Origin of the sequence: Streptomyces sp. NBC_00873 (assembly GCF_045207415.1) — a bacterium.
Lineage (GTDB): Bacteria > Actinomycetota > Actinomycetes > Streptomycetales > Streptomycetaceae > Streptomyces.
The window spans coordinates 96,081-120,933 of record NZ_CP108804.1; the positions used below are offsets into that span (position 1 = coordinate 96,081).

A 24,853-nucleotide genomic window follows, 5' to 3' on the forward strand; every position below is an offset into this window, starting at 1 on the left:
ATGACACAACCCATCACCTACAGCGGATGGCAGTCGGAGAAGTCCGGCTTCATGGGGCGGCTGTCCGGGCCCGGTTTCGCCCTGGTCGCCGTGGCCTGCGCGCTGCTGCTCACCCCCGTCAACCTGTCCAGCTGGGCCGCGGCCGCCGTGTGTGTGCCGCTGGCTGGGCTGCTGCTTTTGCTCGCCTTCGGGCGGGTGAGCGGGCTGAGCGCCGATGAATGGATCCTTCTGGCAGCGAGGCATCAGATCGCCGTGGCAAGAAAACAGAACATCTTCTTCAGCGGGCCTTTCGCCCCCCGATCCGCCCGTACCGGCCAGCAGCCGATGGATCTGCCCGGCACCCTGGCCCGGCTGCGGATCCTCGAGGCCCCGGACGGGCTGGGAGGGCTGCTCGGTGTTGCGCACGACCCGGTGGCCGGTACTTACACCGCGGTTGCCCGCGTCTCGTTCCCGGGCCTGGCGCTGGTGGACAGTGACAAGCAGGCGGCCCGGGTTTCCTCCTGGGCTGCACTGATGCGCACGTTCTGCACCGAGGACTCGCCCATCACCCGCCTGTCCGTACACCAGCGGTGCCTGCCCGACGACGGGGCCGCACTGCGGTCATGGACCGCGCAGCACATCACCGCTGATGCCCCGGCAGCAGCGGTGAGCGCCCTGGCCGATGTCATGGAGGGAGCGGGACCTGCGGCGACCTCCCGGGAGACGTACCTGTCCGTCACCCTGTCGGCGGCCCGGGCCCGTCTCGCCATCAAGGGCGCCGGCGGCGGCCAGGTTGGCGCCGCCGCAGTCCTGGTGCGCGAGCTCCACGCGCTGGGCGGGGCGCTGAGTACCGCGAGCCTGCAGGTCGTGGAATGGCTCTCCCCGCGGGGGCTGGCCCAGACCGTGCGCACCTCGTACGACCCCGACGCCCAGGTTGCACTCGCCACCGCCAACGCCGCCGCCCGGACACCCGGATGGGTAGGCACCGAGGAAGGCGTCGACCCGGACCTCGCTGGGCCCGCGGCCGCCGAGACCGGATGGGGCACCTACCGCCACGACGGGGCCTGGACGGTCACCTACCAGGTGCGTACCTGGCCCCAGGCCCAGGTGTACGCGACGTTCCTGCAGCCGCTGCTGCGCCCCAGGCGCAACGCCCGGCGCTCGATGAGTCTGGTCTACGAGCCGCTCGGCCCGCGCCGGGCCCGCCAGGAGCTCGCGAAGGAGAAGAGTAAGCGGTCCTCCGCCCGGTACCTGCGGGCCAAGACCGGACGGGACGAGAGCGAGGACGAGCGCCGTGAGGTCAACCTCGCCCGCTCCCAGGACATGGCCCGGGCGTCCGGCCAGGGCGTGGTGCGGATGACTGCGGTGCTGTCGGTGACCGTCACCGACCTGGAGGAGCTGGAGACGGCCTGCGCGGAGATGCAGGCCGATGCCGCAGCGGCCGGCCTGGAGCTGCGGCGCATGTGGGGTGCCCAGGACGTCGGGTTCGCCGCGGGGGCGCTTCCGCTCGGCCAGGGGCTGCCGGACCGACGGACGGGATTCTGATGGGCCTGCTCACCCGTCGCCGCACCGGCGACGACACCCTGCTGAACGCCGCCGGGATCGGCGAGGCCACTGGCATCAACACGGCGTTCGTCCCCGCTCCGGCCGGGCCGACGGCGGCCGAGCAGCGCGCCGCCCGCCGTCTCGAAGACGCCGACACGGTGATGCGGATCGCCCCGCGCAAGGGGTGGGCGCACCCGTATGCGGGACGGTCCGCGTCCCTGCCCCGCACTGAAGTAGTGCGCGCCGACACCGGCAACGCGGCCGGCGCCTACCCGTTCCTGCACGCCGGGGCGCTGCCGCCGGTCGGCGCGTACATCGGCCACAACACCCTGACCACACAGGCGTTCTCCGCCCATCCGGCGGTCTGGGTCCGCGAAGGACTGTGCACCAACCCCAACGTCATGATCACCGGCATCCCCGGGTCCGGTAAGAGCGCCCACATCAAGGCCCTGTGCTTCCGGCTCATGGCGTTCGGCCACCGCACCCTGATCGCGGGCGACGTCAAGGGCGAGTACGCGGGGCTGTGCCGGCACCTGGGAGTCGAGCCGGTGCGGCTCGGCCCCGGCCTGCCCGGCCGCCTCAATCCGCTGGACGCCGGACCGCTCGGCGCGGGCCTCGACCGAATCACGGACTCGGCCGAACTCCGCAGCCGCCTGCAGGAAATCCACCGCCGCCGCCTGACCCTGCTCAAGGCCCTGCTGGAACTCCAGCTCAAGCGGACGCTGGAGTCACAGGAGGAAGAGGCCCTGGACGTCGCGGTGCGGGAGGTCACCGGTGAGCTGTACGGACAGACCCGCCTCGCTGTGCCCACCCTGCCGCTGGTCTACGACAAACTGCGCGACCCCACCGACGCGATGGCCCAGGAACTCCGAGTCCGTGACGGCGAAGTGCAGCGGGCCCGAGAACAGATGGCCACCATCCGCTCGGCACTCGGCTCCATGGTCAACGGCCATCTGGGAGGGCTCTTCGACCAGGAGACGTCCATCGGCCTGGACTGGGAGGCCCCCATCCAGTCCGTCGACATCTCCGCTCTGGAGCAGTACGGCGACGAGACGGTCGCCATGGTGCTGTCCTGTGTCTCCTCCTGGGCACAGGCGGCGATCGACCGGCCCGGACAGCGGCCGTGGGTCGTCGTGCGGGACGAGCTGTGGCGTCAGATGCGCTCCGGAGGTGCGGCCATGGTCCGCAAGATCGATGCCGACCTCAGGCTCTCCCGGGCGACCGGCACCATCCAGATCCTGGCCACCCACCGCCTGTCCGACTTCGAGAGCGTCGGCGCGGCCGGATCGGAGGCCGTGGCGATCGCCAAGGACCTCATCTCCTCCTGTGAGACCCGTATCCAGCTCGCCCAGGACACCCGCCCGTTGCAGATCACCCGCGAGGCGATCGGACTCACCGACGCCGAATGCGACCTGATCGGCTCCTGGGGTGCCGGCCAGCGTGGCCGGGCCCTGTGGAAGGTCGGCCGCGGCGGCGGCTCCCACGCCGTCCAGCTCGTCCTCTCCCACACCGAGCAGAAGCTCTTCGAGACCGACGAACGGATGGTCGTGTGATGGCGACGGGGAAGAACGGCCCGTCCGCCGCCGCCATGGACGACAACACCCTGCTCGCCGCCTACGGCGCGGGCGCCCTGGTCTCGGTCGGCGGCGCGGTACTGCTGGCCGCACCGCTCGCCTCCCTGCTGTCCGGACGCGGCTGGGCGACGCGTACCGACAGCGTCCCCGCCACCGTCCTCACCGCCCTTGTACGCGGACCTGGCGCCGCGTACGACCCGGCCCCGCCCGCCTGGCTGTTCTACCTGCTAGCCGTCCTCCTGGTCGTCGCCGTCCTCGCCCTGGTCGTCAAAGCCGTCAGCCTCCTCGACCGCAGCGGCCGCACCGGCGGCGCCCAGTGGGGCGGCGCGAAGGTGGAACGCAAGCTCGCCGCACCCCAGGACCCGGTCAGGCGCGCCAACCGGATCACCGCCGGACGCGGGATGCGGACCAAAAAGATCGTGGCCGCCCAGCCCAACATCTCCGCGACCGTGTTCGGGGTGCCCGGGTCGTCGAAGACGACAGGGCTGGTGCTGCCGAACGCCGCCGAGTGGCAAGGCCCCTTGGTCGTGACGACCACCAAGGCCGCCGACCTGGACATCATCTACGCCCGCCGCCGCCACTTCGGCCCCGTGTGGGTGATCGCTCCCGCCGGAATCCCCGGCCGCACCACCCAGAAGTGGTCCCCGGTGGACTACTGCACCGACGCCAAAGCAGCCGACCGGATGGCCGCGTGGATGGCAGAGGCCTCCTCCTCTGGCGATAACAAGCGCGCCGCCCCGTGGATCGACCAGGCCAAGAGCGTCCTCAAGGGCGTCCTGCTGGCGGCGAACCTCTCCGGCGGCGGCGTCAGCGCGATGCGCCGCTGGCTCGGGCTGGGCAAGGACGCTGTGGACCACGTCCGCGCCGTCCTGCTGCAGCACGGCTACACCGAAGTCGCCGACGACTACACATCCCCCTGGCTGCGACTCCACGAGGACGGCATCGGAAGCATTCAGTTCAGTCTCAACGTGCTGGCCCGGGTCTACGCCGACGAAGAAGTCCGCGAGACATGCTCCGGCACCGACTTCACCGTTGAGGAGCTCCTGCAGGAGAACGGCACCGTCTGCCTGATCGCGTCCGAGGCGGACGCGGAACGGTTCGCCCCGCTGCTGACCTCGATCATCGCGTCGATCATCCACGGGGCCGAAGTCCGCTACAACACGACCGGAAGGCCGCTGAACCCGTCCCTGGGGGTCATGGTCGACGAGGCCGGCAACATGCTGCGATACCCCCGGTTGCCGAACATCTTGACCACCGGCCGCGGCATGGGCATCGACGTCCTGACCGTGTGGCACGACCTCTCCCAGCTCCGCGACCGGCTCGGCACCCAGAAGGCCAACACCGTGCTCTCCGCAAGCGGCCTGCGGATGCTGCTGCCCGGCTGCGGCGACCTGGAGACCCTGCGCTACTTCTCCGGCCTGTACGGACGCACCGAAGTCATGCGCACCTCCCACGGCCGCTCCCGCGGCGAGTACTCCACCAACACCTCCGCCACCGAGACCGACCTCGCCCCAGTCCACTCGCTACAGCAGCTGCCGGACTTCACCGCGATCGCCCAGTACTCCAACCAGCCCCCGATCAAGGTCCGGATGCGGCTCACGTTCCGTGACAAGGACCTCAAGAAGCTGCTGGCCGCCCCCGTTCCTCCGACGGGGACGGCCAGCCTCGACAAAACCGCGCCCTGGAGAGAGACGGACCTCCATGTCTGACGCACTCGACAACCCCGCCTCCCTCTGGCCGGCACCGCCCACGCCGCCACCCGAGCCGCAGCGATGGGTATGGGCCGCGATGGAACCGCCCGAGCGCCGCCAACGGCTGCGTGAGCTCGCGATCTGGGTCGACTGGCTGCGCCGCACCTTCGAGCTCCACAACCACCTCCCGCCCTGCTGGTACCGGCACCCATCCGTAGTCGAGCACTTGACCGCCCTGTACGTCGGCTGGCTGCGTACCTACGCAGGCGAGCAGTCAGCCGGGCGGGAACTCGCCGAGGCCGACTGGATCAACACCCTGCACAACGTCACGCCCCGCCTCCAGCTGGCCGCCTGCGCCAGCGGCCGCCACCAGGACCCGCCGCCGCTGGTGCCGCCGCCACCCCGCGCCGCGGAGGAGTTCGAGGTGTACCTGGTCACCGCCGACACGACTACGGCCGCGGCCGCGCACCCGGCCGCGGCGGAACTCGCCCGACGTACCGCCGAACTGCAAGCACCGCTGTAGAGGAGCCGTCGCGCCGCGGAGACCATACGCACGTGAGGGGAGGAAGGGTGGGGGACGAGGAACGGTTCGCGACGGCGGGGGCGGTCCAGTCGCACGGGCGGCTGGACGGTGCCGACCCCTACCGAATCTCCGACACCAAGGCCGAGCCCCAGGAACGCATCGGCGCCGCCGAGCAGCAACCAGAGGAACCCGCAGCCCCCGCGGACGCGCCAGGGTTCCGCGAAACCAGCGTCGGCGCCTGGCCGCGGCGTGCGGTCGTCCGCACCGAACAGACCGGCGGCAGCGCCCGCCTGGAGCGCGAGCACACCAAGGCGGTGCGCGAGACCCTGCTCGCCCTGCACGTCCAGAACGTCGATGCCCATGAGGCCGATGAGATCGCCGCCGTCCACAGCCGCGAATGGCCGGACAAGGAGGGCTTTCCCGGGTCCGGCGAACGCGCCCGCAACGAGACGCTGCAGAACTTCGCAGAACACGCCGCACGCGCACGCAAGCGCACCTCCAAGGCGCCGCGCACCAACTGGGACGACGCCCGCAAGGGATGGCCGGCGGTGCGGTTCAATCTCGATGTCACCGATCCCCGCATCAGCGAGTACCACGAGTACGCGCCCGAGCCCGTGGCGACGCCGGCAGCCCCAGAACTGTCACCGCCCGCCGAGCCGGACACTGCAGCACCGGCCGCCCTACCCGTGCCGGAAGGCGCGGCCGCCACTGCCGAGGCGGCCTTGGCCACGCCTGCGGTTGTGCCCGGCACGGATTCCGGGTGGCCCAGCGATCCGTACGGCACCCCGGACCTGCTCGCCGACATCGGCTTTCCCTTCCCCGAGCGCATCCCGACACCGGACGATACCCAGGGCGCAGCCGCAGTCCCGGAGCCGGACCCGAGTGAAGTCCCAGAGGGACAGATGGCGTTCGACGAAGCCGCCCCTGAACCCCTCTCTCCCACGGCTGGTGAGGTTGCCCAGCAGTCCCCGCCCGGCCTGTCCAACCCCGGACCCGCGGCCCAGGTGCCCACCGCGGCCGCGCCGCCTGCCACTTCCGAAGCACCCAGCGCGGCCGCCGCACCGGCCAGCAGTCCGCCACCGTGGTGTTGCCCCTCGGCGCGCAGCTCGGCCTCTTCGCCCAAGACGGGGAAGCGGCCCCTGTCAGCACCCCGGTTCCGCCCGGTGGGCAGTCACAACCTGCCGCGGCCGCCCCTGAAGAGCCCGCCATGACCACCGCCGACGACTCGATCACCCAGCAGCGCGACGACGTCCACGAGATCGCCGAGCCACCCCTGCTGGCCCCTGCCCCGGAGCCGCCGCTCCCGCCCGAGACACCCGACCGTACGGAGGAAGCCCTCATGGCCACACCCACCACCGAACCGGCCCCGGCAATGGCCGGCGACCCCATCCGGGCGGCCGCCGAGGCCTCCCGCGCCACCCAGCTGCCCGCCCCTGCCCCGCAAGCAGTGACACCGGCCGGCGGTCCCGCTGGAGGAGCGGGCGCGGGCGAATGCCGAGGCGGCGGCGCCCGGGGCGCAGCGCGTGCTTCCGCTGTGGACTGGCAACGGCTTTCCTGAAGGCGGGGGTGGACCGCACGCGACGGGTTCTTGTACGACAGCTACGGCGCCCCGATATGGAAGCTGAAGACCCCCACGGGCGCCCCGGACCCGAAGCAGGCGCCGGTGGCCCCGCCCGCTGCCTCCCGGGAAGCAGGCCGCACCGATCCGGGGAATGCCTACGATCCCGCGGACATCTGGGCCGCCGACCCCATCGAGCCGGTGGATCTGCATGAAGCGTTCGCGCGGGTAGAGGAGGCACGGGCCGACATCGTCCCGCCCGAACTGGGCACCGCCCAGGACCTGCGCACCGCCGTCGACAACGATCTGCGCATTCTGGAACAGCAATGGTGGCGCACCGCGCCCGGCCCGCGAACCGCTACGGACAGCGCCGGTCCGCAGCCTGCGGCCGCCGTCTGCACCCCTGCCGGTACGGCCGATGCTCGACAGACGGCCACCGCGGTCAACACCGCCCTGCAGGAGGCCGACCGCCATGCTCCAGCGCTCAAGGACTTGCCTGACTGGCAGCAGCTGCAGACCGTCCGCGGCGCTACCGCCCATCTGTGGGACGTCATCAAGGAGAAGGCAGGCCCCTACTTCGAGCGACTGACCGACGACGTGCGCGTCCAGGGGTTCTGGCGCACGTTCTCCGCCCGCACCTGCGACACCATCGGCCGCTGGGCGCAGGCCGGGGCTGACCGGCTGCGCAGCGGCGCCAAGCGCCCGGACCTGCCGACCGCCGAAGTGCTGCTCAAGGTCTCCGACGCGGCTCTGGCTTACAGCAGTCCGCACAGCGAGCGGCCCGACGCCGACGCCCTGACCGCCGCCGAGGACCAGAATCTCGCTGAGATCCGCCAGCTGCGCAGCACCCTGCGGTCCAACGCCCCGCTGCCGTACGTCACGCGGGACGACGCCATGGAGGCCTCCCGCGAGATCGCCAAGGCCTTCTATGCCTGGGCGGACACCGACATGGGCAAGGAGCTCAGCACTTCCACGCACCGCCGGGTAGCGGAGTTCCGCGAGGCCTGGCAGCAGCTGCCGTCCTCGGAGCTTCCTGTCGGTCCCGGGGCAGCGGCCGGGCCCTACAGCGCGGTGGCCGAACACGCGCAGGGGATCGTGCAGCGGGCCCAGGTCCAGCCGGGCCGGTTCAGTCCGGCCGACCTCGCCGCCCTGAAGACGGTGGCCGATCTCGCCGAGCACCACGGCGGCCGGCTCTCGATGACCCTGCCGCCGGGCCTCACCGGCCCCGCCGCCCCGGCCGCAGTCGTCCAGCAGAGTGCGCCCCGCCCCGCGGCGGCGACCCCGCGGCCGGCCGCCCGGACGGCTGCGCCCGGCCTCTCGGCCTGAGCCCGTGGCTTCTACTGAGCACCGAAGGAGAACGCGTTGAGCGCGCCGGAAGAGCCCGCAGGCACAGTTGTGGAGGCGGTGAAGCTCGAAGCACCGCTGCTACGGCTGATGACGGACCCTGAGATCCTGGAGCGGGAAGCGCGGTTTCTGCGAGCGCAGGACGCCGCCCGACGCCTCGCGCAGCCGCTGCAGGAGGCACCAGACGTCCTGCATCTTCTGACCGAGCAGGGCGTCCCGCCCGCGCTGGTCGACCGAGCACGCATCGCCATCCAGGAGGACCGGGCGTATGCCCAGGCGCAGGCTGCCCGCGCCCAGGCCCAGGCGATCCGGCTGCATGACCAGCACGAGAAGACGGAAGCCGAACTCACCCGGCGCCAGCATCTGCCGCCCGACCAGCGGCAGGCCGAAGCCGCTGAACGGGCCCGCCAGCGCGCCACCCAGGCTCCGCAAGCTGCCCAGCACCGAGTAATAGTCAAGACCTGTGGATCAAGTCAGTTGGGCTGGTCCCTGTGCCAGGGTCGGCGTCTCATTGCGTTTCGAACGCGGCGGGTTCCTCCGCGTTCGGCCAGTAGTCCAAGGGCCTCTGGTGAGATGCTTCCTCACTGGTCTTGGCCGGGCCAAACTGCCACAAGATCACGGTAGTTGGCGAAGCAAGGGCCGGGAACCGTGTCTTGGATCGGCTGACCGTTCAGCCAGCATATTTGGAAGGTGTCGCTCTCGGTGTCGAGTAGACAGCACACTCCGCCGCTGGCGGCGGTGAGGCCGGTGAACACGGCTCTGATGCTTGCGGATCGCTCGAACAGCCGGCTCATCCCCGACGTGGCTGCGGTGAACTCTAGCGACGCGAAGCGAGGGTGTGGCGCGGGCGCGAACCGCACCGTGAGGTAGACGTACCCAATCTGAACTCTCCCGAACTCGTCGGGTTCGGAGTCACGGTCCCCGCAGAACTCGCGCACCGCGTCGTCGACGCCGAACATGATTGAGGTGTCGAGTTCAAGCCTGCCGCTTGTGGAGCAATCCACCGGCTCGCTCTTGAAGTTGGACGTGAACGGGACGACGAACCGGTCACCGCCGGGCATGGTGACCGTAAGCGGCGTCACTCGACGGGTTGGCGGCGCCAGCTTGGTGAGCTCGAGCAGCGCCCTGGCGACGTTCTGGGCAGGCACAAAGATCTTGTAGCTGTAGTCAAGCCCCATACACTCCACCCCTTGTCCGTCGAACTGGATCTTCCCATGACATGCCCGTACGTGTTCGGGGCCTGGGCATTGTCTGGGAGGTATGCAGGGTCCGGCGAGCAATTTTCCTTCCTGCCGCTCAGTTGAGGTTGTTCATGTTGCGTCGGTTTCGGGGCGTTCGACGAGGTGTCCGCGTTCGAAGCGGGCTCCGGAGCGGACGAGGGCGACGAGGTGGGGTGCGTTCACGGCCCGCCACCGCTGCTGGGCGGACTCGACGAGTTTGAAGACCATGGCCAGGGCGGCGGCCGCGCTGCCGGCGCCCCGGGTGACCTTGGTCCGCAGCCGGACCGTGGCGAAGGTCGACTCGATCGGATTAGTGGTGCGCAAGTGGATCCAGTGCTCGGCGGGGAAGTCGTAGAACGCCAGTAGCTCGTCGACGTCGTCGGTGATCTTCTTGACGGCCTTGGGGAACTTCGCGCCATAGGTCTTCTCGAAAGCGGTGACGGCCTTGAGCGCGTGGTCGCGGTCCTCGGCTTTGTAGATCTCCTGCAGGGCCTTTTTCGCGCCGGGCTGCGCGGACTTCGGCAGGGCGTTCGCAACATTGGCGATCTTGTGAACCCAGCACCTTTGATGGCGGGCCTCGGGAAAACCTCCGCGAGGGCCTTCCAAAAGCCCAGGGCGCCGTCGCCGACCGCCAGGACGGGAGCCCGCATGTCCCGGCGTTGGCAGTCCCGCAGCAGATCTGCACAGGAGTCGGCTGATTCGCGGTAGCCGTCGCTCATGGCGATCAGCTCTTTGGTGCCGTCCGCGCGCACGCCCATCAGCACGAGCACGCTCGACTTCGCCTCCCGTAGGCGTATTCGCAGGTGGATGCCGTCGGCCCACACGTAGACGTAGTCGCTGCCGGCCAGATCACGTTCGCCGAATGCCTTGTGATCGGCCTGCCACTGTGCCGTCAGCCGCGTCACGGTCGCCGGCGAGAGCCCGGCCGTACTGCCGAGGAACTGTTCCAGCGCGGGCACGAAGTCGCGGGAGGACAGTCCGTGCAGGTAGAGCAGGGGCAGCACCTCGCTGATCTTCGGGGACTTGCGTGCCCAGGGCGGCAGGATCACCGAGGAGAACCGCTTGCGCTTGCCGGTGGCCTCATCGACCCGCGGGTCGTTGACCCGCGGTGCCTTCACCTCCACCGTCCCGGCCGCGGTGGTGACCTTCCGCGGCTGGTATCGCCTCCAGCGCGGCGCTGAGCTTGCGCCAGACGGCCAGGTAGCCGCAGTCCTCGAACAGGGCTGCGGCCAGCAGCAGGTAGACCACCACCCGGGCGGGGATCTTCCGTAGTCGTTGCTGGACGGCACCGGTCTCGGTGAGGGCCGCATCGACCATCTCGAACGGGACGATCTGGGTGAGTTCTCCCAGGTGCCCGGGGGCGAACAGGCCCTTGGCTACCGTGATTTCACGCGTGATGACACACTGATCGGACAGCGGAGCGTCCGGTGCTGTGAACGGCTGTCTTGGTCGACTGTCAGTTCTACCGGGGCTCCGCTTCTCGCGTCCGAAATCGCCGCAGATCAGAGCGCACTTGCCAACGCCCCCGGAGCCGTAACTTCACGGCCTTGAGCTAAAGGAGCGGTCCTTTCCGGTGTGCGGGTGGCTGCGCCCGCAGTGCGGGGCCCCCCGCGCGTACGGCGGGAGGCGGTGCCTGCGTAGTGCCCCATTGCTGCTGTGCCGCGATGTTGCGGTGCGCCGCGGCATCAAGGAGGGCGCGCGGGACTGCAACTCCTGCCTGACGTGCCGATTCCAGCAGTGCGACCGCAGCGGTCTGCTCGGCGGGCATCACGGTCCGGTACGCGGTGGTGAGCGATTCCAGCTGTCGATGGTGAACGGGGTAGAAGCGTCGCTGCCCGGGATCGTCGGAGGCGCTCCGGTGCTCGACGGAATCGGTGACCAGCCCATATCGCGCCCGCTCCACCGCCAGCGGGGCGGCGGTGGCCAGCTGCCACCCGGCGGCAGGCAGCCGGTACAGCGCTGCCGCCAGAGCGCCCACGCCCTGCACATCACCAAGGATGTCGCGAACCGGCCGCGCATCGGGGCGACCTGCCCCATCCGGTCGCCACTGCGCTCCGAACAGCAACTGCCCCACCCGCACAGCCGACGTGCGGGCGATCACGGTGGCCGGATGGGGGACGACCTGCGGCAGGCGGACCACCTGGCCCCGGCGGACGATGTCATAGCTAGGCGGCGGCAGCTTGGGATGCGCCCGCGGGTCGGCCAAGTCCACAATCCGGTGCCACGCGGCTGCGGACTGTTGCCACGCCTGCGCGGAACTCCGCAGGGTTCCGGCGGCCTCCCGCAGAGCTGCAGCGGCTGCCCGGTCCGGAAGCTGCTCGGCGACATGCAGGAGCACCCGGCCCGACAACAGACGTCCCATTGCTGTCCAGCGGGACAGCTGCTGCAGATCCGATCCGCTCAACCGGTGTCCGGAGCGGTCGTGCAGGGTGTCGAACGCGGCCCGAGACAACCGGTCGCTGTCCTCGGCCAGACGCTCGGGTACAGCTCGGAGGTCATCGCTGGCGTGCGCCTGGACCGGCTCGACAGGCAGCGCGAGGGAGAAGGCCGCGATTCCCCAGTCGGCGTTCCTGGTCCCCTCCCGGCCGAAGACCGCAGCCTTGGCCAGCGAGGACCGGACGTCGGCGAAGGCCGCGGCAACACCGGGGTCCTCGACGCCCAGTCCCAGAGCGAGAGCGATCCGGTCTGCCTCCCACGCGATTTCGGCGGACCGGCGGGCCAGGTACTCGCGGGCAGGACGGGTGGTGAACGCGAAGGCGTAGGCAGTCAACGGGGTTCGGTCGGGTCCGTGATGGCTCTCGATGACGTCCCGCACCACGTTGACAGCCTTGGTTGCGCCAGAGATGCCGTCCTCCGCCGGCCCGGACGAGTTCTTCATCGGGGGCGGCATCAGTCGCTGGGCAGTTTGCAATGCGTCGCGGGCCCGGTCGAGGTGGAAGCTGAGGTCGCTCGCGTGCGAGGTGTCGTCGACGGTGCTGAGCCCTGACGACAGCGTTGCGAGGAATTGGTCGAGCCGGCGGCTCACGGCTGCCCGGTCCTCCGCGACGACCTGCTCGGCCGCAGCCCGCAAATGCGCGCCAGCCGTATCGAAGAGCTGTTCCAAAGTGACCATTACCGCTCCCGGACTGTCGAGAGAGCGTCCCGCGCAGCGGAAGCGTGTCTGGCCGCCTCGCTCAGCCGGCTCTGCACGTCCGCGCTGTTGTCTCCTGTCGAGGCGAGACGGGCAAGAGCCTCTTGGGCCCGACTCAGAAGACTGATGTAGGGAGTAAGGCCGGCTGTTCCGGGCTCGATCTCTGCCAGGTTGAGGGGAGCGCCCGTCTGCGGCACCGGCAACAGGTCCCGAGCCGTGACGCATTCCTGCGCAGCGATGAGCGCCTGCAGTTCGTTGCTCGCCTCGTCCCAAGCGATGGCGTCCGCCAGACGTCCCGCAAGGTCCAGCGCATCCCATGCGCCGCCCAGCACCTTGGATACGTCCGAATCGGCCAGCGCGTCGCTCACGTTGTTCAGCTCTGTGGTCATGGGCTCGGTCCCCCTTCGTGAGATGCGTGTGGGGCGATCGTTGCACCGGCTCTTCCAGAACTCATAACCCGCTGTGGACGGAGAAGTTCCTGTGGACAACGCTCCGTGGCCGGGGGAATCGCCTGGTGCCTACGACGCGGGCTTCTCGGCGTCGGTGCGTGCCCGGAGTTCCGCCGCCGCGGTGTCGAGTGCTGCGTGCAGCTTCGGCACCAGGGTCAGCGCCGCGGCCACGATCTCCGCAGGAGCGTTGGAATCGGCCTGTACGGCGCTGAACGCCTCCAGGGGTGTCAGGGGGGCGAGCCGCCGGTTCCAGGCACGTTGTGCGGCGCCCTGGGCGTAGCGCGCGGTCAGCAGCTCAGCAGGTGTGAGTTCGACGCCGTCGAGGGCCCGAGTGACCCCGCAAATCCACCGGCGCACACCACGGCGTCGTCCTCACCGCCAGCACCGGGTGGCCATCGCCGCCACCTCACCCACCCTCGCCCCACGTCCCGCACCCCTCACCGCCGACCACATCGCCCACGCCATCAGCCCCCCGCGCCACACCGAAGAACCCAGCCCCCGACCCGCCACCCCGCCCGCCGTGTCGTAGGAACGGGCGCAGGCCGCATGTCGAACGACGCAGGCTGGCGCCCCGGCGGCAACCCAAGGTCCGGCATGCGAGTTCGAGGCCGAGAGGTGCGTGGAAATCCTGCGACATCGTGGCTGTTCGGTCAGTGTCAGAGCCTGTTTTCGATCCCTGGCGAGCGTTTGCCCAGCTCAGAATTCGAACAGGGCCTTCGAAGTGTGGTGAGGACCGTGCAGAAACAAGATCGGTATCGCTGTCACGGGCAGCGCGTCGACCGGGTTCAGGATCCGAGGTGCCGACCAAAATCATTCTCGCGAACAGCACTGTGGACTGGGGGAGGGCTGACATCGATCCTGTCCGGTGGGCTACGTTATGCGGCGATGACTACCAGGACGGCATTGCGTTACACACGGATTGGTGACCCGGCGCTCCTCTGAGCGCCGTACGGGCCAGTGCTGGCCCGCTGTTGGATCGAGGATCTGGCGCTGCTGCGCGGGCTCCGCCTCCTGTCGTGTTGATCACAGCTCGACACGTCAACCACGACAGGAGAACTCATGCCCATCAAGATGCTGCACATTCCCACCGCGGACGGCCAGGCCGACGCTCTCGCCGCCTTCCCCGACCGTGGCGAGCGGCACCCAGGGGTGCTGATGTACGCGGACGGCTTCGGCATCCGTCCCGTGCTGCGGGAGATGGCCCGCGAACTGCCCGGGCTCGGGTACTACGTGCTCGTCCCCAACCTCTTCTACCGGCACGGCCCGGCGCCGGTGATCGAACTTCCCGAGCACATCGGAGAAGAGGTCCGGCCCGCGGTCATCGCCCAGCTGATGCCCTTGATCGAGGCGCACACCGCCGAACGTGTCCTGAGCGACGCCAACGCCTACCTTAGGTTCCTCACCACCCAGCCCGAGGTCGGCGCCGGACCGGTCGCGGTGACCGGCTACTGCATAGGCGGCCTCCTGGCGATGCGCACCGCCGCAGCCCACCCCTGGCCAGGTGGCCGCCGTCGTTGGCGTTATCGCCGCATCAGCCGCCGGGAGGACCGAACCAAGACGCGCTTTCAGTACCGGCCGGAGATGGTGCTGATCGAGGACATGGTCACGGCGGAGCAGTTCGACGTCACCCGTGACGAGGACGAGGCGTTCTGGGCATGGGCCATCATCGAGACGCTCCGGCACACGGGCGTGCGGCTGGAGGAGCTGCTGGAGATCACGCACCTCGCGCTGGTGTCCTATCAGCTCCCCGACACCGGTGAGATCGTGCCCCTGCTGCAGATCATCCCGTCGAAGGGGCCCATATCGCCTCTGGTCTCTGACCTATTCCGCCGCACGGCCCAATCATCACGTGACGATTGGGCCGTGCGGCGGTACCGTGGCAACATCAATCATCACGTGACGATTGGCGGAAGCTCATGGCAACGTGCACCGTCTGCGGCAAACAGCTGCCCGCCCGGCGCGGCCCCCGTGCCCGCCAGTACTGCTCCCGCGCCTGCCAGGCCAAGGCGTACCGCACCCGGCAGCAGCAGCACGCCGGGCACCGTGCCGCAGCGGCAGACGAACAGGCGCTGCTCCGGGAGTACGAGGGTGCGAGCAGTCTCACTCTCGCCGACGATCTGGCATCCGCCGCCCGCCGGCTCGCTGGCGCTCTGACGGCCGGATTGCCCGCAGACCACTTCGACCTCGCGATCGTGGCGCGCATCCCTGTCGTCCTCTCGGCCCGCGCCCAACAGGCTGCCCCCACCGGCGAGGCGGTGCACGGCATCCCGGACACCACCACCTCCCCCACGACGACAGTCATCGACCTGACCGAGCCGGCTGCCGACACCGTGACGGCGCCGGCCGCGGTCTCCACCCCGGCTCAAACGTCACGTGACGATTCGCCGAAACCCGCACGGCGACGCTCGGCAGCCCGGCCCAAGCGACTCTCCAGGAAAGCGGCCATGGCCATCGCCGAGGCCGCTGCACTGGAAAAGCACTCGGACCACCGAGACAACCATCGCTGGATACTCCGCAGCGGCGACACCGTCCTCGGCCACGTAGAGCCGTCCTACGGCGGCGCATCCCGCTCCGGACGCACCGGATGGGTCGGCATCCTCGCCGGCGGCTTCAGCCGCGGCCAGCGCTGCGCCACCCGCGAAGCGGCGGCCGTCGACCTCATGGGCAGCTGGATCCGAGTCAGCACCGCCCCGGCCCGACGCACCATCACCGGCCCCTGACCTGATCGGTCCCGGCTCCGTCGGCGGCGTCCCGTACGTCGTCGAGCGCGACCTACCGGTGGCGCCGCTGCCGGGGCCAGGGTTACTGTGCGACATCCCGCGAGTTCCCCTGAGCCCTGCTGAGTCCTTGTCCCCGTGGCCAGGGTGTTCTGTCTCCTTGGGGTGTCCTTCAAGCCGGTGACGTCACTTCAGGATTCTTGATGCGTTCTCACTTCGTCCGACCCATCTGTGATCGGGGTGAAGGCGAGGAGGCTTGGGTTGGCGCTGGCAGCCGTACGCGACCTGCGCGCGTTCCGCGATCCGATCTCGGCGGAGGAACTGGAGCAGTTCGAGACCGACGTGCTCGCCGGCTTCGTCCTCGCGCGGGCTTCGGCGGGGCTTGCGGACGGCACCATCCGCGGGGACGTCGGGCACCTGGACCAGATGCGGGCCTGGTTCGGTCGGCCGCTGTGGGATATGGAGCCGACCGACGCCGACGGGTACTTCGGGAAGGTACTGCGGGGCTCGCCGAGCGGCACCCGGCTGGCCCGCGCACAGGCGCTGACCACGTACTTCCTGTTCCTGGAGCTGCGGCACAAGGTCGAGATCCACCGGATGACCGGGCGGGTCGTCGAGTGCCCGATCGACGAGATGAACCGGCCGCGGGGATCCAAGGACGCGGCTTTGCGGATCCCGCCGACCGAGCCGGAGATAAAGACACTGTTCACCGGCTGGGGCGGCGAGCTGGCGACGTGCCGCAAGTGCGCCCCGACCGCGCGGAACTACACCGCATCGAAACTGATGTCGCAGGTCGGACTCAGGGTGAGCGAGGCATGCAAAGTCGACCTCACCGACATCAAGTGGGAGCTGGGCCGCTTCGGCAAGCTCCCGCGCCACGGCAAGGGCGCTCGCGGATCGGGCCCACGCGAGCGGATGGTGCCGCTGATCAACGGCGCCGACCGCACGCTGCGGTGGTTCATCGAGGACGTCTGGGGCCAGTTCGACGACGACCACACCCGTTCCGGTGCCCCGCTGTTCCCCTCCGGGCGCAAGAACTCAGACTGCTCCTCGCGCCGCGTCGGCGACGACGCCTTGCGCAACGGCCTGGCGGCCGCGGCGAAGGCCCATCTGCCCGACTGGGCCGACACGCTCACGCCGCACGTTCTACGGCACTTCTGCGCTTCGCCGCCAGGGACGAGGGCTGGTGGGGCGCGGGCACCGCGTGCCGTAGGCGTCCAGTCGGCCCACGGCAAGCGGTTTGGCGCCCAGTGCGCGGAGTTTGTGCACGATGCGGCTGCCGACCAGTCCGAAGCCTCCGGTCACGGTGACGGTGGCGCCGGACAGATCAGCAAAACGATCCCTGGTGTTCACGCGAGGACCAGCCCTTCTCGACGGCGCCGCGCGGATGCGCGGCGTCACGCCGTTGAGGACACCACCCGACCCCGCCGGGCTCCAGGGGATGACTGTGTGGCCGGTGTGTGCCCGGCCTCGGTGAAGCCTCCTCAACCCCCGCCCGAGTACGGCATGGTGGAGGGGCGGCGTCAGTAGTCGGAGGGGGCGACATGGATCTGGACCGTCATCCGCTGGCGCACCTGCGCCGCAGTCACCACTGGTCCGGAGAGGACCTCGCCCGTCTGCTCCGTGCGCAGGCCCGCAGGCGTGGCCTGCGCAGCGGTATCGACCGAAACCGGATCTGGCTCTGGGAGACAGGAACTACACCGAGCGAGGAGAGCCAGTTGCTGCTGGCAGAGGTCCTCGATGTTCCCACCGCCGCGATCGAACATCTTCGATGGCCCGACTGGCTGCCCGCCTTCGAACGGCCCGCCCCGTTCAGCCCCTCGGGAAGCCGGGCCGCCCTGAGAGAGGTGCAGATCACCCGCATGGACCGACGATCCTTCCTGGTACTCAGCAGCAGCACCCTCATCGAGGTCGCTGCCGACTGGGCCCGCATCGAGCCACGCCACCTGTCCCAGGCCCTGGGCGGACAACAGATCGACGAGGAACTCCTGAGGTGGCTGGAGCAGCGTTCCAGCGAACTGCGCACCCTTGCCGCCGGGCCGCACCGGCAGGTCTCTGGCCTCATCGACGCCCATCTGAACACTGCGATCGACCTGATCACCCAGGACCGTTACAGCTCAGCAATTGGCCGCCGCCTCCACGCCGTGGCCGCCGACCTCGCGCACTGCGCCGCATGGCTGCGCTTCGATGCCGACCGGCACGCCGACGCCCAACGCCACTGGCAGGCCGCCGTCCATGCCGCGCACCAGGCCGGGGACCGCGATCTCGCCGCGGTCGCACTATCCGACCTCGGTTACCAGGCAACCTGGTTGTCCAGGCCCGCCGACGCGATCAAAGTGCTGGAACATGCCCGCTCCCGGACCCGTACGCCGGCCGCCCGCTCCCTGCTCGACGTACGCCGCGCACGGGCTTGCGCCGTACTCCAAGATCACACTGGAACCGGGCGTGCCCTGGCATCCGCCGAGGCCGAGCTGGACCGGATTCGCCCGCAGGACACACCCCCCGTGGTGTCCTGGATGTCGATGGCGGATGTCAACGCCGACGCCGGACGCTGCTGGCTCGACCTCGGCGACCCCGGTCGCGCTGGCAGCGTAATCGACTCCGGACTGGGCGAGCTCGATCCACGCCGGTCCCGTACCAGAGCGGTGTTCCTGACCTACCGGGCCGAAGGCTCGCTCCATGACCGCGACGCCTCCGCTGCCGCGGCCGATGCCCGCGCCGCTCTTGACACCGCCCTCGACTCCGGGGCCACTCGCTGCATCGACCTCGCTTCCGCACTCATCCGCCGCCTGGACGACCGGACCGAGCAACCGATGATCGAGCTGCGCGAGTACGCCCGGGAACGACTCGCGGGGTGATCCGACAGCGGCCGGAGGCTGGCCCTGAGTCTCGGCAAACGACCGTCTGTCGACACTCCACCCCGCGATCACGAACCCGCAGGTGAGCACTGTCGACAACTCACGTCGCCTTCGCGCGGACGCGCGGCCGGGTCGGCGGGCGCCGCCCCAAGCTGACTCCGGACCAGGCCGAACTGGCCCAGCAGCTCTACGACGCTCGCGAGAAGACCGTCCAGCAGATTGCCGACATGTTCAACGTCCCCCGCTCCACGGTCTACGGACACCTCGACCGCGAGAAGACCGTGCCCCGCCAGCCGAAGAAGACCGCCGCGGCAAAGCCCTGAAAGCTACCGGCGGGTTACTTGCTCCCTGGTGTCCGAGCTAGGACTTCCGAGCTAGGACTACGGGGCCATGATGGGGGCGTGGACTACAGCCTTGTGATCGCCGCCGCCCAGGCCGCAGGCCCCTGCCCGCTCGGCGAGGAAGCCGCCTGGGGCCGCCGGGTGCAGACCCTCACCGTCGACCTGCACCTGATCGCCAAGCAGGCCGCGCAGGACGTCGACCGCCTGGAGAGCGCGAAGACGTTCGTCGCGTTCCTGGAGAAGGTCGAGATCGAGGAGACCAGCCGTCGAGGCCTGCTCACCCTGCGGCCGCCGTCCGGCGATGCCGAGCACATCCGCACCGAGCAGGAGGAGACGGACCGCGGCCGCCAGATGATCGAGCGGGCCCGCTCCCTCCTCGGTCGGTGGGTGCTCGTCTACCGGTACAACGAGGAGAAGGCCGGCAACCGGCAGCACAACGTGCGCATGCTCGCGCACCTCGTCGACCTGGGCGACGGCGCGATCTCCGTGAACGTGGCGAAGAAGGTCCTCCTCGACGACGCCGGCGGTGTCGTGGCCCGTGCTCAGGGGGCGTGGCAGAGCGCAGGCCTCCCGGGCGCCGGCACGGTGACGGTGGCACAACTGGAGAAGGCGCGCGCAGAGCTGCAGGGCTGAGCCGCACCTGCAGCGCGGCCGGTGGACCGGTGTCGCAGCCCGGCGAACCTCCGGAACTCTGATAGAACGGAGGTTCGAAAGGAAGCGCCATGACCACACCTGCACCAGCCCAGCGCAAGGCCTCTGCCGTCCTGGACTGCCCGCCCGCGCACGTCGGCCGGTGCGCGCGCTGCCACCAGCCATGCCACCGCTACGGCTTCGGCGGCAACCCCCTGCGCAGCACCTGCCGGGAGACCGTCGAGGCGGCCCGGCCGAAGAGGAAGCCGAGCTAGCCGGCCAAGGCTCGTCGTGCTGCTCCTGGTGCTCGTCGCCGCTGGGTCAGCATCGGGAGTGGGGGTGCTGAAGCAGGGGGCCGTCGGCGGTTGAGTGGGGTCGTCGAGACCTGCCAGCCACCACTCATGAAACAAGAAATGGCGCAACCTTGGTATTACCCTTGCGTTGGGCGTTCGCGGAACTGAAGCGGGTACGGATCAGCCCGAACCGCATCGCCGCACTGCTCCACGCCTTGATCGCCATCCACCAGAAGAGATCTTCTCTCGCCAGAGCGTAGATCCGAAATACTCAACGACCCCGGCTGCGTTCGCAGCCGGGGTCGTTGTCGAGGTGGAAAGAATATTGGCGAGCCTTCCGCGGGAAACCTCGCCGGAACACGCCCTACGGAGCCTCGTAGTCAGGGTCGGATCTCGATGGCGAGTCAGACCAGGAGGCCGATGCTGGTCGCCAGCATCACCACCGCCGTTGCGCCGTGGATGCCGTAGGCGGCGGCCTTCGGCCCACCGCTGCGCAGCACGACCACCGCATCTCCGGCGGGTATCGCAGCGAGCACCATCACGTACCAACCCAGCAGCGACGTCGTCGCGACGAGCATCAGAACGAAGACGAAGACCCCGCACGCGATCTCGCGCAAACCCTTCACGCGCAGCCAGGGCCGGAAGACGGGGTCGTCGACCGGTGTATCGGGAATGCCGAAACCGACGGCGGCCTGCGGCGTCGTGAAGGCGCGCCCGCCCATGAAGATGAGGGCCGCGCCGAGCAGGCCGGCGAGAACAGTGGCACTGGTGGTGAGCATCAGCTGTCCTGTCCGTTGAGGGAATCTTTTTTGACGAAGTGGTTGTCGTGGATCTCGTGCCGGTGCTCGGCGTCCCGCTCGTCCGCGGCGGCGATCCGGGCGAAGGACTTCTCTCGAGGGCCGGCGAGCACATCGATCGTCGATCCGCCGGACCCAAAGGACATCGATCGGGTTCCGGGGGCCCCGCGGTCACGGCCCGAGTCGCGAGACGACGCCGCGCTGTCACGGGACGAGAACGATCCGGCCGCGGACGCCGCCCTTGGCCATCGCCTGGTAGGCACCGGCTGCTTCGTCGAGCGGCGCGACGGCGTGGACGCGAGCCGGTAGTTCCCCCGTCGTCACCCGTGCGAGCAATCGGGCGAGAAGCGCACCGTCGGGATGGGCGAACACGACCTCGACGGCGATGCCGCGCTCCTCGGGAAGTCGCGAGGCCGGCTGCACGCCGACGAAACGGCCACCGTCGCGCACCGTCCGTAGGGCGTGCTCCTGCAGGGCTCCGGCGTCGGCAACGGCATCCCAGCCCTGCCCGAGATCGGTGGCGAAGTCGACGCCGAGGCCCCGGACGAACGGCTCGTCGGCCGCTCGGGCCATCCCGGTCACCTGCCAGCCGCGGTCCTGGGCGAGTACGGCGACGTGCGCGCCCACCGCGCCGGCCGCGCCGGTCACCAGCAAGCGCCGAGCCTTGCTTGACGCCTCACCGAGGAGGTCGGCGAGCTGGGCTGCGGCGGTGGCGTTGAGCGGCACCGTCGCCGCCTCGACCAGGTCCATGCCGTCCGGAACGACGGCGACATTCGCGGCGGAGACGAGGAGGTGCTCGGCATGGGATCCGTGGTCGCGGTCGAAACCGTCGATGAACCCGGCAACACGGGTGCCGACCTGCAGCTCGACGCCGGGTCCGGCGGCATCAACAGTGCCGGCGAAGTCCCAGCCGAGACCGGTGTAGTCCGGCTGGTTGACCAATCCGAGCTGGTGAAAGACGCCCCCGGCCACCCCCAGGTCGACCGGGTTGATCGCTGCGGCGGCAATCTTGACCCGGATCTCCGCCGGCCCCGGCTCAGCCACCGGGACGTCGACGGTCCCGATCGACCGGGGCCCGGACGGCACACGGACCACGGCCCGCCGAGACGTCATCTGATTCATCGCCATCTGCTCCTTCGTGGAGGCCTTGTGAGGTGGTCTTGCCATCGCTTTGATGCAGCACCACCATGGAGGTACCTGCTTCCCAATGGGAAGTAGGCACCTTGAGGTGCGTAAGTCACCGAGCGGAAGAGACGAGTTATGCCGACCAGCACCGCGTCCCAGCGGCGGGCCGTAGCCAAAGCGGAGTACGACGCATTCCTCGCGGCATGTCCCAGCCGCCAACTCCTGGAGCGAATCTCCGACAAGTGGGTCGCCCTTGTGCTCGCCGCCCTGGGCGGGGACGGCCCGCGTCCTGGGGCTGCCTCCGGCGACGAACCGCGGCCCATGCGCTTCTCCGAGCTGTCACGCCGGATCTCGGGCGTGAGCCAGAAGATGCTGACGCAGACGTTGCGCTCACTCGAGCGCGACGGGATGGTGACCAGGACCGTGACCCCCACGGTGCCCGTCACCGTCACTTATGAGCTGACCGATCTCGGTCGCTCGCTCCAGGGAGTCATGCGGGGAATCAAGGAATGGGCGGAGGGCCACATGGAGGAGGTCCTCACCCATCGCGACGGCTACGACCACAGGCAATGCGACGCCGCCCACTGATTCGAAGAGAAGCCGACCGTCATATCTTGACGATGACAGCAAGTGGTCAATCTTCGCTGCACCCACCGTCGACGAACCCCTGCACCACCTGCTGGCCGATCCGCGCGCGGCTTGCACCACCGTCGTCGACAACCTCTGGGTGCCTGGTCGCCGTCGACCGGTCCTGGCCGCCCGCCGGAACGCGATCCCGCTCGGCGGCCCGATCGACGGCGGCCTGGCGGCTGGGGATCACAAACAGGCATCCAGGTCGAAGGCCCGCCACGCGGCCTCGTTCATCCGGGGGTCGGTGAGGTCGGCGAAGTCCTTCATCGCATCTCCGTGCTCGATCGGTCGGCGGCGTCCGCCGAGGTGCGGGGGCGGGGCACGGCGGCGGCCGGCCCCAGGTCGAGGCGCTTGCTCATGTCCAGGCGGAAGGTGCCGTACGGGTTGACGTTGGACCAGAACAGCGCGGTCAGCCCGCGCCGGTCCTCGTCGCTCAGCTTCTTCGCCCAGGCCGGTTCGGCCAGGACCTGCTGGACCAACAGGGTGTTGACGTGCACGAGCGCGGACTGGAGCAGGTGCAGCGCGAGCATCGACGTTTCGGCGTGCTCCTTGTCCGGGCCGGTCAGGGCGCCACCGGCCCCTCGGCGTGCGTCCACGCCCGCCCGTGCAGGAACGTGCGGAACCGCCGCGACCACTCCGCATCCTCGTACTCGTGGTACTCGTAGGCGTCCCGGATCTCCCACGCGTGCTCGTACGCCGTCGGCTTACGCTCGGTGTACCGCTTCACGCACGAGACGTCCTCGACGCCGAGCTGCGCGGCCAGATGCTCGACCACGACCCACGGCACGTCCAGCGGGTCATCCGGGAGGAACCGGCTGATGTAGCGCACGGTGCACATCTGGAGAGCGAACCCGAGCCGACTGTGGTCCCCGCGCCGCTTCGCGATCAGCTTGCGGTCCTCGTCGTCCAAGAAGAAGAACCGCTCCAGCTCAGGCCGGGTCGGCTCCTCGTTGAACTTGCCATACGAAGCCGCTTGTTCGTCGGTCAGGAACTCCACTGGCATGAGCACGAAGCTATCGGCGTCCGATGCTGATCACGGATCTTCCGCCGAACCTCGCCGCTGCGCCTATCGCCTGTGCTAGAGGTTGTCCCGTATGGGGTTGGGGTTATCCCGTGAGGGCCATGTTGTGGAGGCGTGCAACGCCGAGCATGGCCTGAGAAGGCTCAGCCACTGGACGGCAGGCAGATCATCGCGCGTCCGAGGCCCCGATGAAGCTGGGATCGCTGCGCACCGACCGCGTTCGGATGGGTGAGCGCCGGGACAGCAGCCATCCCATCAGCGCGGCGGCGAGGCCGGCCAGGCCGGCCGCCGCGAAGCCGCCTGCCGGTCCGGACGTGTCGATCGCCCCGCCGACGATCGGGACGCCGAGGGCAAAGCCCGCGCCCAGCGCCGAGGATTGCAAGCCTGTCGCCTCACCGCGCACGCTCGCGGGTGCGAGCCGGCTCACGGCGTCGGACAACGCGGAAAGAGTCGGTGCGGCAAGCAGCCCCGCGCCGCAGCCTGCCACACACAACCAGCGCCAGTCGTGGGCCAGTCCGGCGGGAATGGTTACCAGCCCGAGCAGGCCGAGCAGCAGCCAGGTGGGCAGCGGTCGCGGGAGCGCGCCGTACAGAAGCCCGCCGGCGATGGAGGCCGCGCCGTACACGGCCACCACGACGGCGGCCCAGGAGACCTGGCCGGCTTCCTTGAGAGTGGCCACGATGGCCAGGTCGGTACCGTTGAGCACGATCGTGGCGCCGAACGCCATCACCAGCACCGCGATCATTCTCGGGCCCAGCCACTCCCGGCGACGGGGGCGGTCGGCTGGGTCGGCCGGCGCCTCGTCCTCGGCCCGCAGCGGGGGGTTGAGCAGGGCGATCCCCGCTCCGCCCGCCACGATCGCAGCGCCGACGCCCCAGGCCACCACGCCGGAGGGCAGTTGTGCCGCGCAGAGGATCACGATCGGCGGGCCCACCATGTAGGACAGCTCGCCCTGTACCGCTTCCAGCGCGAAGGCGGCCCGGCGCTGTCCCGCCTTCGTCATCGCGGCGATCGCCTGCCTGGTCACCATCGGGGCCGGCACCATCAGCAGACCTGCTACGAAGGCGGCGGCCAGCAGGGTCGTGTACGGCAGTACCGCGACGCTCAGCCAACACGCGACCTGAACCACGACGGTGATCAGCAGCACGATACGCGCGCCCCGCCGGTCGATCATGCGGCCCAGCAGCGGACCGCCCAGCGCCAGACCGGTGGTCATGGCCGCCGCGGCTCCTCCCGCTGCCGCGTAGCTCATGTCCAGGCCCAGAACGACGTACATCGTCAGCGCCATCCCGGAGGCCGTGATCGCGGTGCGGGCGAGCAGCGAGACGCCCAGCAGCGATGCCATCCCGGGCACGGCGAGCACCTGTCGGTATCGAGTCACCCGCGTGACGCTAGCTCCAATCATCTGGCAATAGGAAGTGGCTATAT

At 69.7% G+C, this 24,853-nt stretch carries 24 protein-coding genes and 4 pseudogenes; 15 read left to right on the forward strand and 13 right to left on the reverse strand.

Annotation, left to right across the window (positions count from 1 at the left end):
• From OH809_RS44130 to OH809_RS44160, 7 genes are read left to right on the forward strand one after another with little or no spacing between them, the layout of a single operon-like run.
• The gene (locus OH809_RS44130; protein WP_331743926.1) at nucleotides 1-1,524 is read left to right on the forward strand and encodes an SCO6880 family protein; all 1,524 of its coding nucleotides are present in this window, start codon (nucleotides 1-3) and stop codon (nucleotides 1,522-1,524) included.
• The gene (locus OH809_RS44135; protein ID WP_331743929.1) at nucleotides 1,524-3,077 is read left to right on the forward strand and encodes a type VI secretion protein; all 1,554 of its coding nucleotides are present in this window, start codon (nucleotides 1,524-1,526) and stop codon (nucleotides 3,075-3,077) included. Before OH809_RS44130 ends, OH809_RS44135 begins: the two co-directional genes overlap by 1 nt.
• Nucleotides 3,077-4,807: a type IV secretory system conjugative DNA transfer family protein gene (locus OH809_RS44140; protein WP_331743932.1), complete on the forward strand. Its 1,731-nt coding sequence runs from the start codon at nucleotides 3,077-3,079 to the stop codon at nucleotides 4,805-4,807. Before OH809_RS44135 ends, OH809_RS44140 begins: the two co-directional genes overlap by 1 nt.
• Nucleotides 4,800-5,312: a hypothetical protein gene (locus tag OH809_RS44145; RefSeq protein WP_331743935.1), complete on the forward strand. Its 513-nt coding sequence runs from the start codon at nucleotides 4,800-4,802 to the stop codon at nucleotides 5,310-5,312. The genes OH809_RS44140 and OH809_RS44145 overlap by 8 nt, the downstream gene beginning before the upstream one ends.
• Nucleotides 5,313-5,344: 32 nt before the next feature.
• Nucleotides 5,345-6,523: a hypothetical protein gene (locus OH809_RS44150; RefSeq protein WP_406516342.1), complete on the forward strand. Its 1,179-nt coding sequence runs from the start codon at nucleotides 5,345-5,347 to the stop codon at nucleotides 6,521-6,523.
• Nucleotides 6,520-6,870, forward strand: coding sequence for a hypothetical protein (locus tag OH809_RS44155; RefSeq protein ID WP_331743941.1), 351 nt, complete (start codon nucleotides 6,520-6,522; stop codon nucleotides 6,868-6,870). Before OH809_RS44150 ends, OH809_RS44155 begins: the two co-directional genes overlap by 4 nt.
• A gap of 30 nt (nucleotides 6,871-6,900) precedes the next feature.
• Entirely contained in the window at nucleotides 6,901-8,196 is a 1,296-nt protein-coding gene (locus tag OH809_RS44160) for a hypothetical protein (protein ID WP_331743944.1), read from the forward strand.
• Between the two features lie 99 nt (nucleotides 8,197-8,295).
• Here the strand turns inward: OH809_RS44160 and OH809_RS44165 are convergent, their stop codons facing one another.
• The 7 genes and pseudogenes from OH809_RS44165 to OH809_RS44195 all read right to left on the reverse strand — a co-directional run bounded on the left by OH809_RS44165 (nucleotide 8,296) and on the right by OH809_RS44195 (nucleotide 13,370).
• A complete protein-coding gene (locus OH809_RS44165; RefSeq protein ID WP_331743947.1) occupies nucleotides 8,296-8,658 on the reverse strand; it encodes a hypothetical protein in 363 nt (120 codons plus the stop codon).
• A gap of 137 nt (nucleotides 8,659-8,795) precedes the next feature.
• Nucleotides 8,796-9,392 (reverse strand): hypothetical protein, encoded by a 597-nt coding sequence (locus OH809_RS44170; protein WP_331743950.1) that lies wholly within the window; start codon nucleotides 9,390-9,392, stop codon nucleotides 8,796-8,798.
• 132 nt (nucleotides 9,393-9,524) lie between these two features.
• Nucleotides 9,525-10,594 (reverse strand): annotated as a pseudogene (locus OH809_RS44175) (IS256 family transposase); the annotation flags it as partial.
• Nucleotides 10,515-10,751 carry a transposase domain-containing protein gene (locus OH809_RS44180; protein WP_331743953.1) on the reverse strand — a complete coding sequence of 79 codons (237 nt, stop codon included), beginning with the start codon at nucleotides 10,749-10,751 and terminating at the stop codon, nucleotides 10,515-10,517. The pseudogene OH809_RS44175 and the gene OH809_RS44180, both read right to left, overlap by 80 nt.
• 235 nt (nucleotides 10,752-10,986) lie before the next feature.
• Entirely contained in the window at nucleotides 10,987-12,546 is a 1,560-nt protein-coding gene (locus tag OH809_RS44185; RefSeq protein WP_331743956.1) for a hypothetical protein, read from the reverse strand.
• Complete coding sequence (locus tag OH809_RS44190; RefSeq protein WP_331743959.1) at nucleotides 12,546-12,953, reverse strand: hypothetical protein; 408 nt, start codon at nucleotides 12,951-12,953, stop codon at nucleotides 12,546-12,548. Before OH809_RS44190 ends, OH809_RS44185 begins: the two co-directional genes overlap by 1 nt.
• A gap of 129 nt (nucleotides 12,954-13,082) precedes the next feature.
• A complete protein-coding gene (locus tag OH809_RS44195) occupies nucleotides 13,083-13,370 on the reverse strand; it encodes a hypothetical protein (protein ID WP_331743962.1) in 288 nt (95 codons plus the stop codon).
• A gap of 702 nt (nucleotides 13,371-14,072) precedes the next feature.
• Here OH809_RS44195 and OH809_RS44200 point away from each other — a divergent pair.
• From OH809_RS44200 to OH809_RS44230, 7 genes and pseudogenes are all read left to right on the forward strand, one after another.
• Nucleotides 14,073-14,532 (forward strand): annotated as a pseudogene (locus OH809_RS44200) (dienelactone hydrolase family protein); the annotation flags it as partial.
• Between the two features lie 397 nt (nucleotides 14,533-14,929).
• Nucleotides 14,930-15,733 carry a hypothetical protein gene (locus tag OH809_RS44205; RefSeq protein ID WP_406516343.1) on the forward strand — a complete coding sequence of 268 codons (804 nt, stop codon included), beginning with the start codon at nucleotides 14,930-14,932 and terminating at the stop codon, nucleotides 15,731-15,733.
• 258 nt (nucleotides 15,734-15,991) lie between these two features.
• Nucleotides 15,992-16,897 (forward strand): annotated as a pseudogene (locus OH809_RS44210) (tyrosine-type recombinase/integrase); the annotation flags it as partial.
• Nucleotides 16,898-17,274: 377 nt separating this feature from the next.
• A complete protein-coding gene (locus OH809_RS44215) occupies nucleotides 17,275-18,588 on the forward strand; it encodes an XRE family transcriptional regulator (protein ID WP_331743975.1) in 1,314 nt (437 codons plus the stop codon).
• An 89-nt stretch (nucleotides 18,589-18,677) separates the two neighbouring features.
• Nucleotides 18,678-18,911 (forward strand): helix-turn-helix domain-containing protein, encoded by a 234-nt coding sequence (locus OH809_RS44220; RefSeq protein WP_331744005.1) that lies wholly within the window; start codon nucleotides 18,678-18,680, stop codon nucleotides 18,909-18,911.
• Between the two features lie 78 nt (nucleotides 18,912-18,989).
• On the forward strand, nucleotides 18,990-19,562 hold the full coding sequence (locus tag OH809_RS44225) for a hypothetical protein (RefSeq protein WP_331743978.1): 573 nt from the start codon (nucleotides 18,990-18,992) through the stop codon (nucleotides 19,560-19,562).
• An 89-nt stretch (nucleotides 19,563-19,651) separates the two neighbouring features.
• The gene (locus tag OH809_RS44230; RefSeq protein WP_331743623.1) at nucleotides 19,652-19,834 is read left to right on the forward strand and encodes a hypothetical protein; all 183 of its coding nucleotides are present in this window, start codon (nucleotides 19,652-19,654) and stop codon (nucleotides 19,832-19,834) included.
• Nucleotides 19,835-20,256: 422 nt separating this feature from the next.
• On the opposite strand, the gene OH809_RS44235 is transcribed toward OH809_RS44230, so the two are convergent.
• The 3 genes from OH809_RS44235 to OH809_RS44245 are packed head-to-tail and all read right to left on the reverse strand — an operon-like array spanning nucleotide 20,257 to nucleotide 21,771.
• Entirely contained in the window at nucleotides 20,257-20,631 is a 375-nt protein-coding gene (locus tag OH809_RS44235) for a DUF4267 domain-containing protein (RefSeq protein WP_331743981.1), read from the reverse strand.
• Entirely contained in the window at nucleotides 20,631-20,795 is a 165-nt protein-coding gene (locus tag OH809_RS44240) for a hypothetical protein (protein WP_331743984.1), read from the reverse strand. The genes OH809_RS44235 and OH809_RS44240 overlap by 1 nt, the downstream gene beginning before the upstream one ends.
• A gap of 58 nt (nucleotides 20,796-20,853) precedes the next feature.
• Nucleotides 20,854-21,771, reverse strand: coding sequence for an NADP-dependent oxidoreductase (locus tag OH809_RS44245; RefSeq protein ID WP_331744007.1), 918 nt, complete (start codon nucleotides 21,769-21,771; stop codon nucleotides 20,854-20,856).
• Nucleotides 21,772-21,909: 138 nt separating this feature from the next.
• Between OH809_RS44245 and OH809_RS44250 the strand changes: the two genes are divergently transcribed.
• Nucleotides 21,910-22,362: a helix-turn-helix domain-containing protein gene (locus tag OH809_RS44250; protein ID WP_331743987.1), complete on the forward strand. Its 453-nt coding sequence runs from the start codon at nucleotides 21,910-21,912 to the stop codon at nucleotides 22,360-22,362.
• Between the two features lie 305 nt (nucleotides 22,363-22,667).
• On the opposite strand, the gene OH809_RS44255 is transcribed toward OH809_RS44250, so the two are convergent.
• From OH809_RS44255 to OH809_RS44265, 3 genes and pseudogenes are all read right to left on the reverse strand, one after another.
• Nucleotides 22,668-22,934: a Tn3 family transposase gene (locus OH809_RS44255; RefSeq protein ID WP_331744008.1), complete on the reverse strand. Its 267-nt coding sequence runs from the start codon at nucleotides 22,932-22,934 to the stop codon at nucleotides 22,668-22,670.
• A 38-nt stretch (nucleotides 22,935-22,972) separates the two neighbouring features.
• Nucleotides 22,973-23,407, reverse strand: a pseudogene (locus OH809_RS44260) (DUF4158 domain-containing protein); the annotation flags it as partial.
• Nucleotides 23,408-23,591: 184 nt separating this feature from the next.
• Nucleotides 23,592-24,806, reverse strand: coding sequence for an MFS transporter (locus OH809_RS44265; RefSeq protein WP_331743356.1), 1,215 nt, complete (start codon nucleotides 24,804-24,806; stop codon nucleotides 23,592-23,594).
• Nucleotides 24,807-24,853 lie beyond the last annotated feature (47 nt).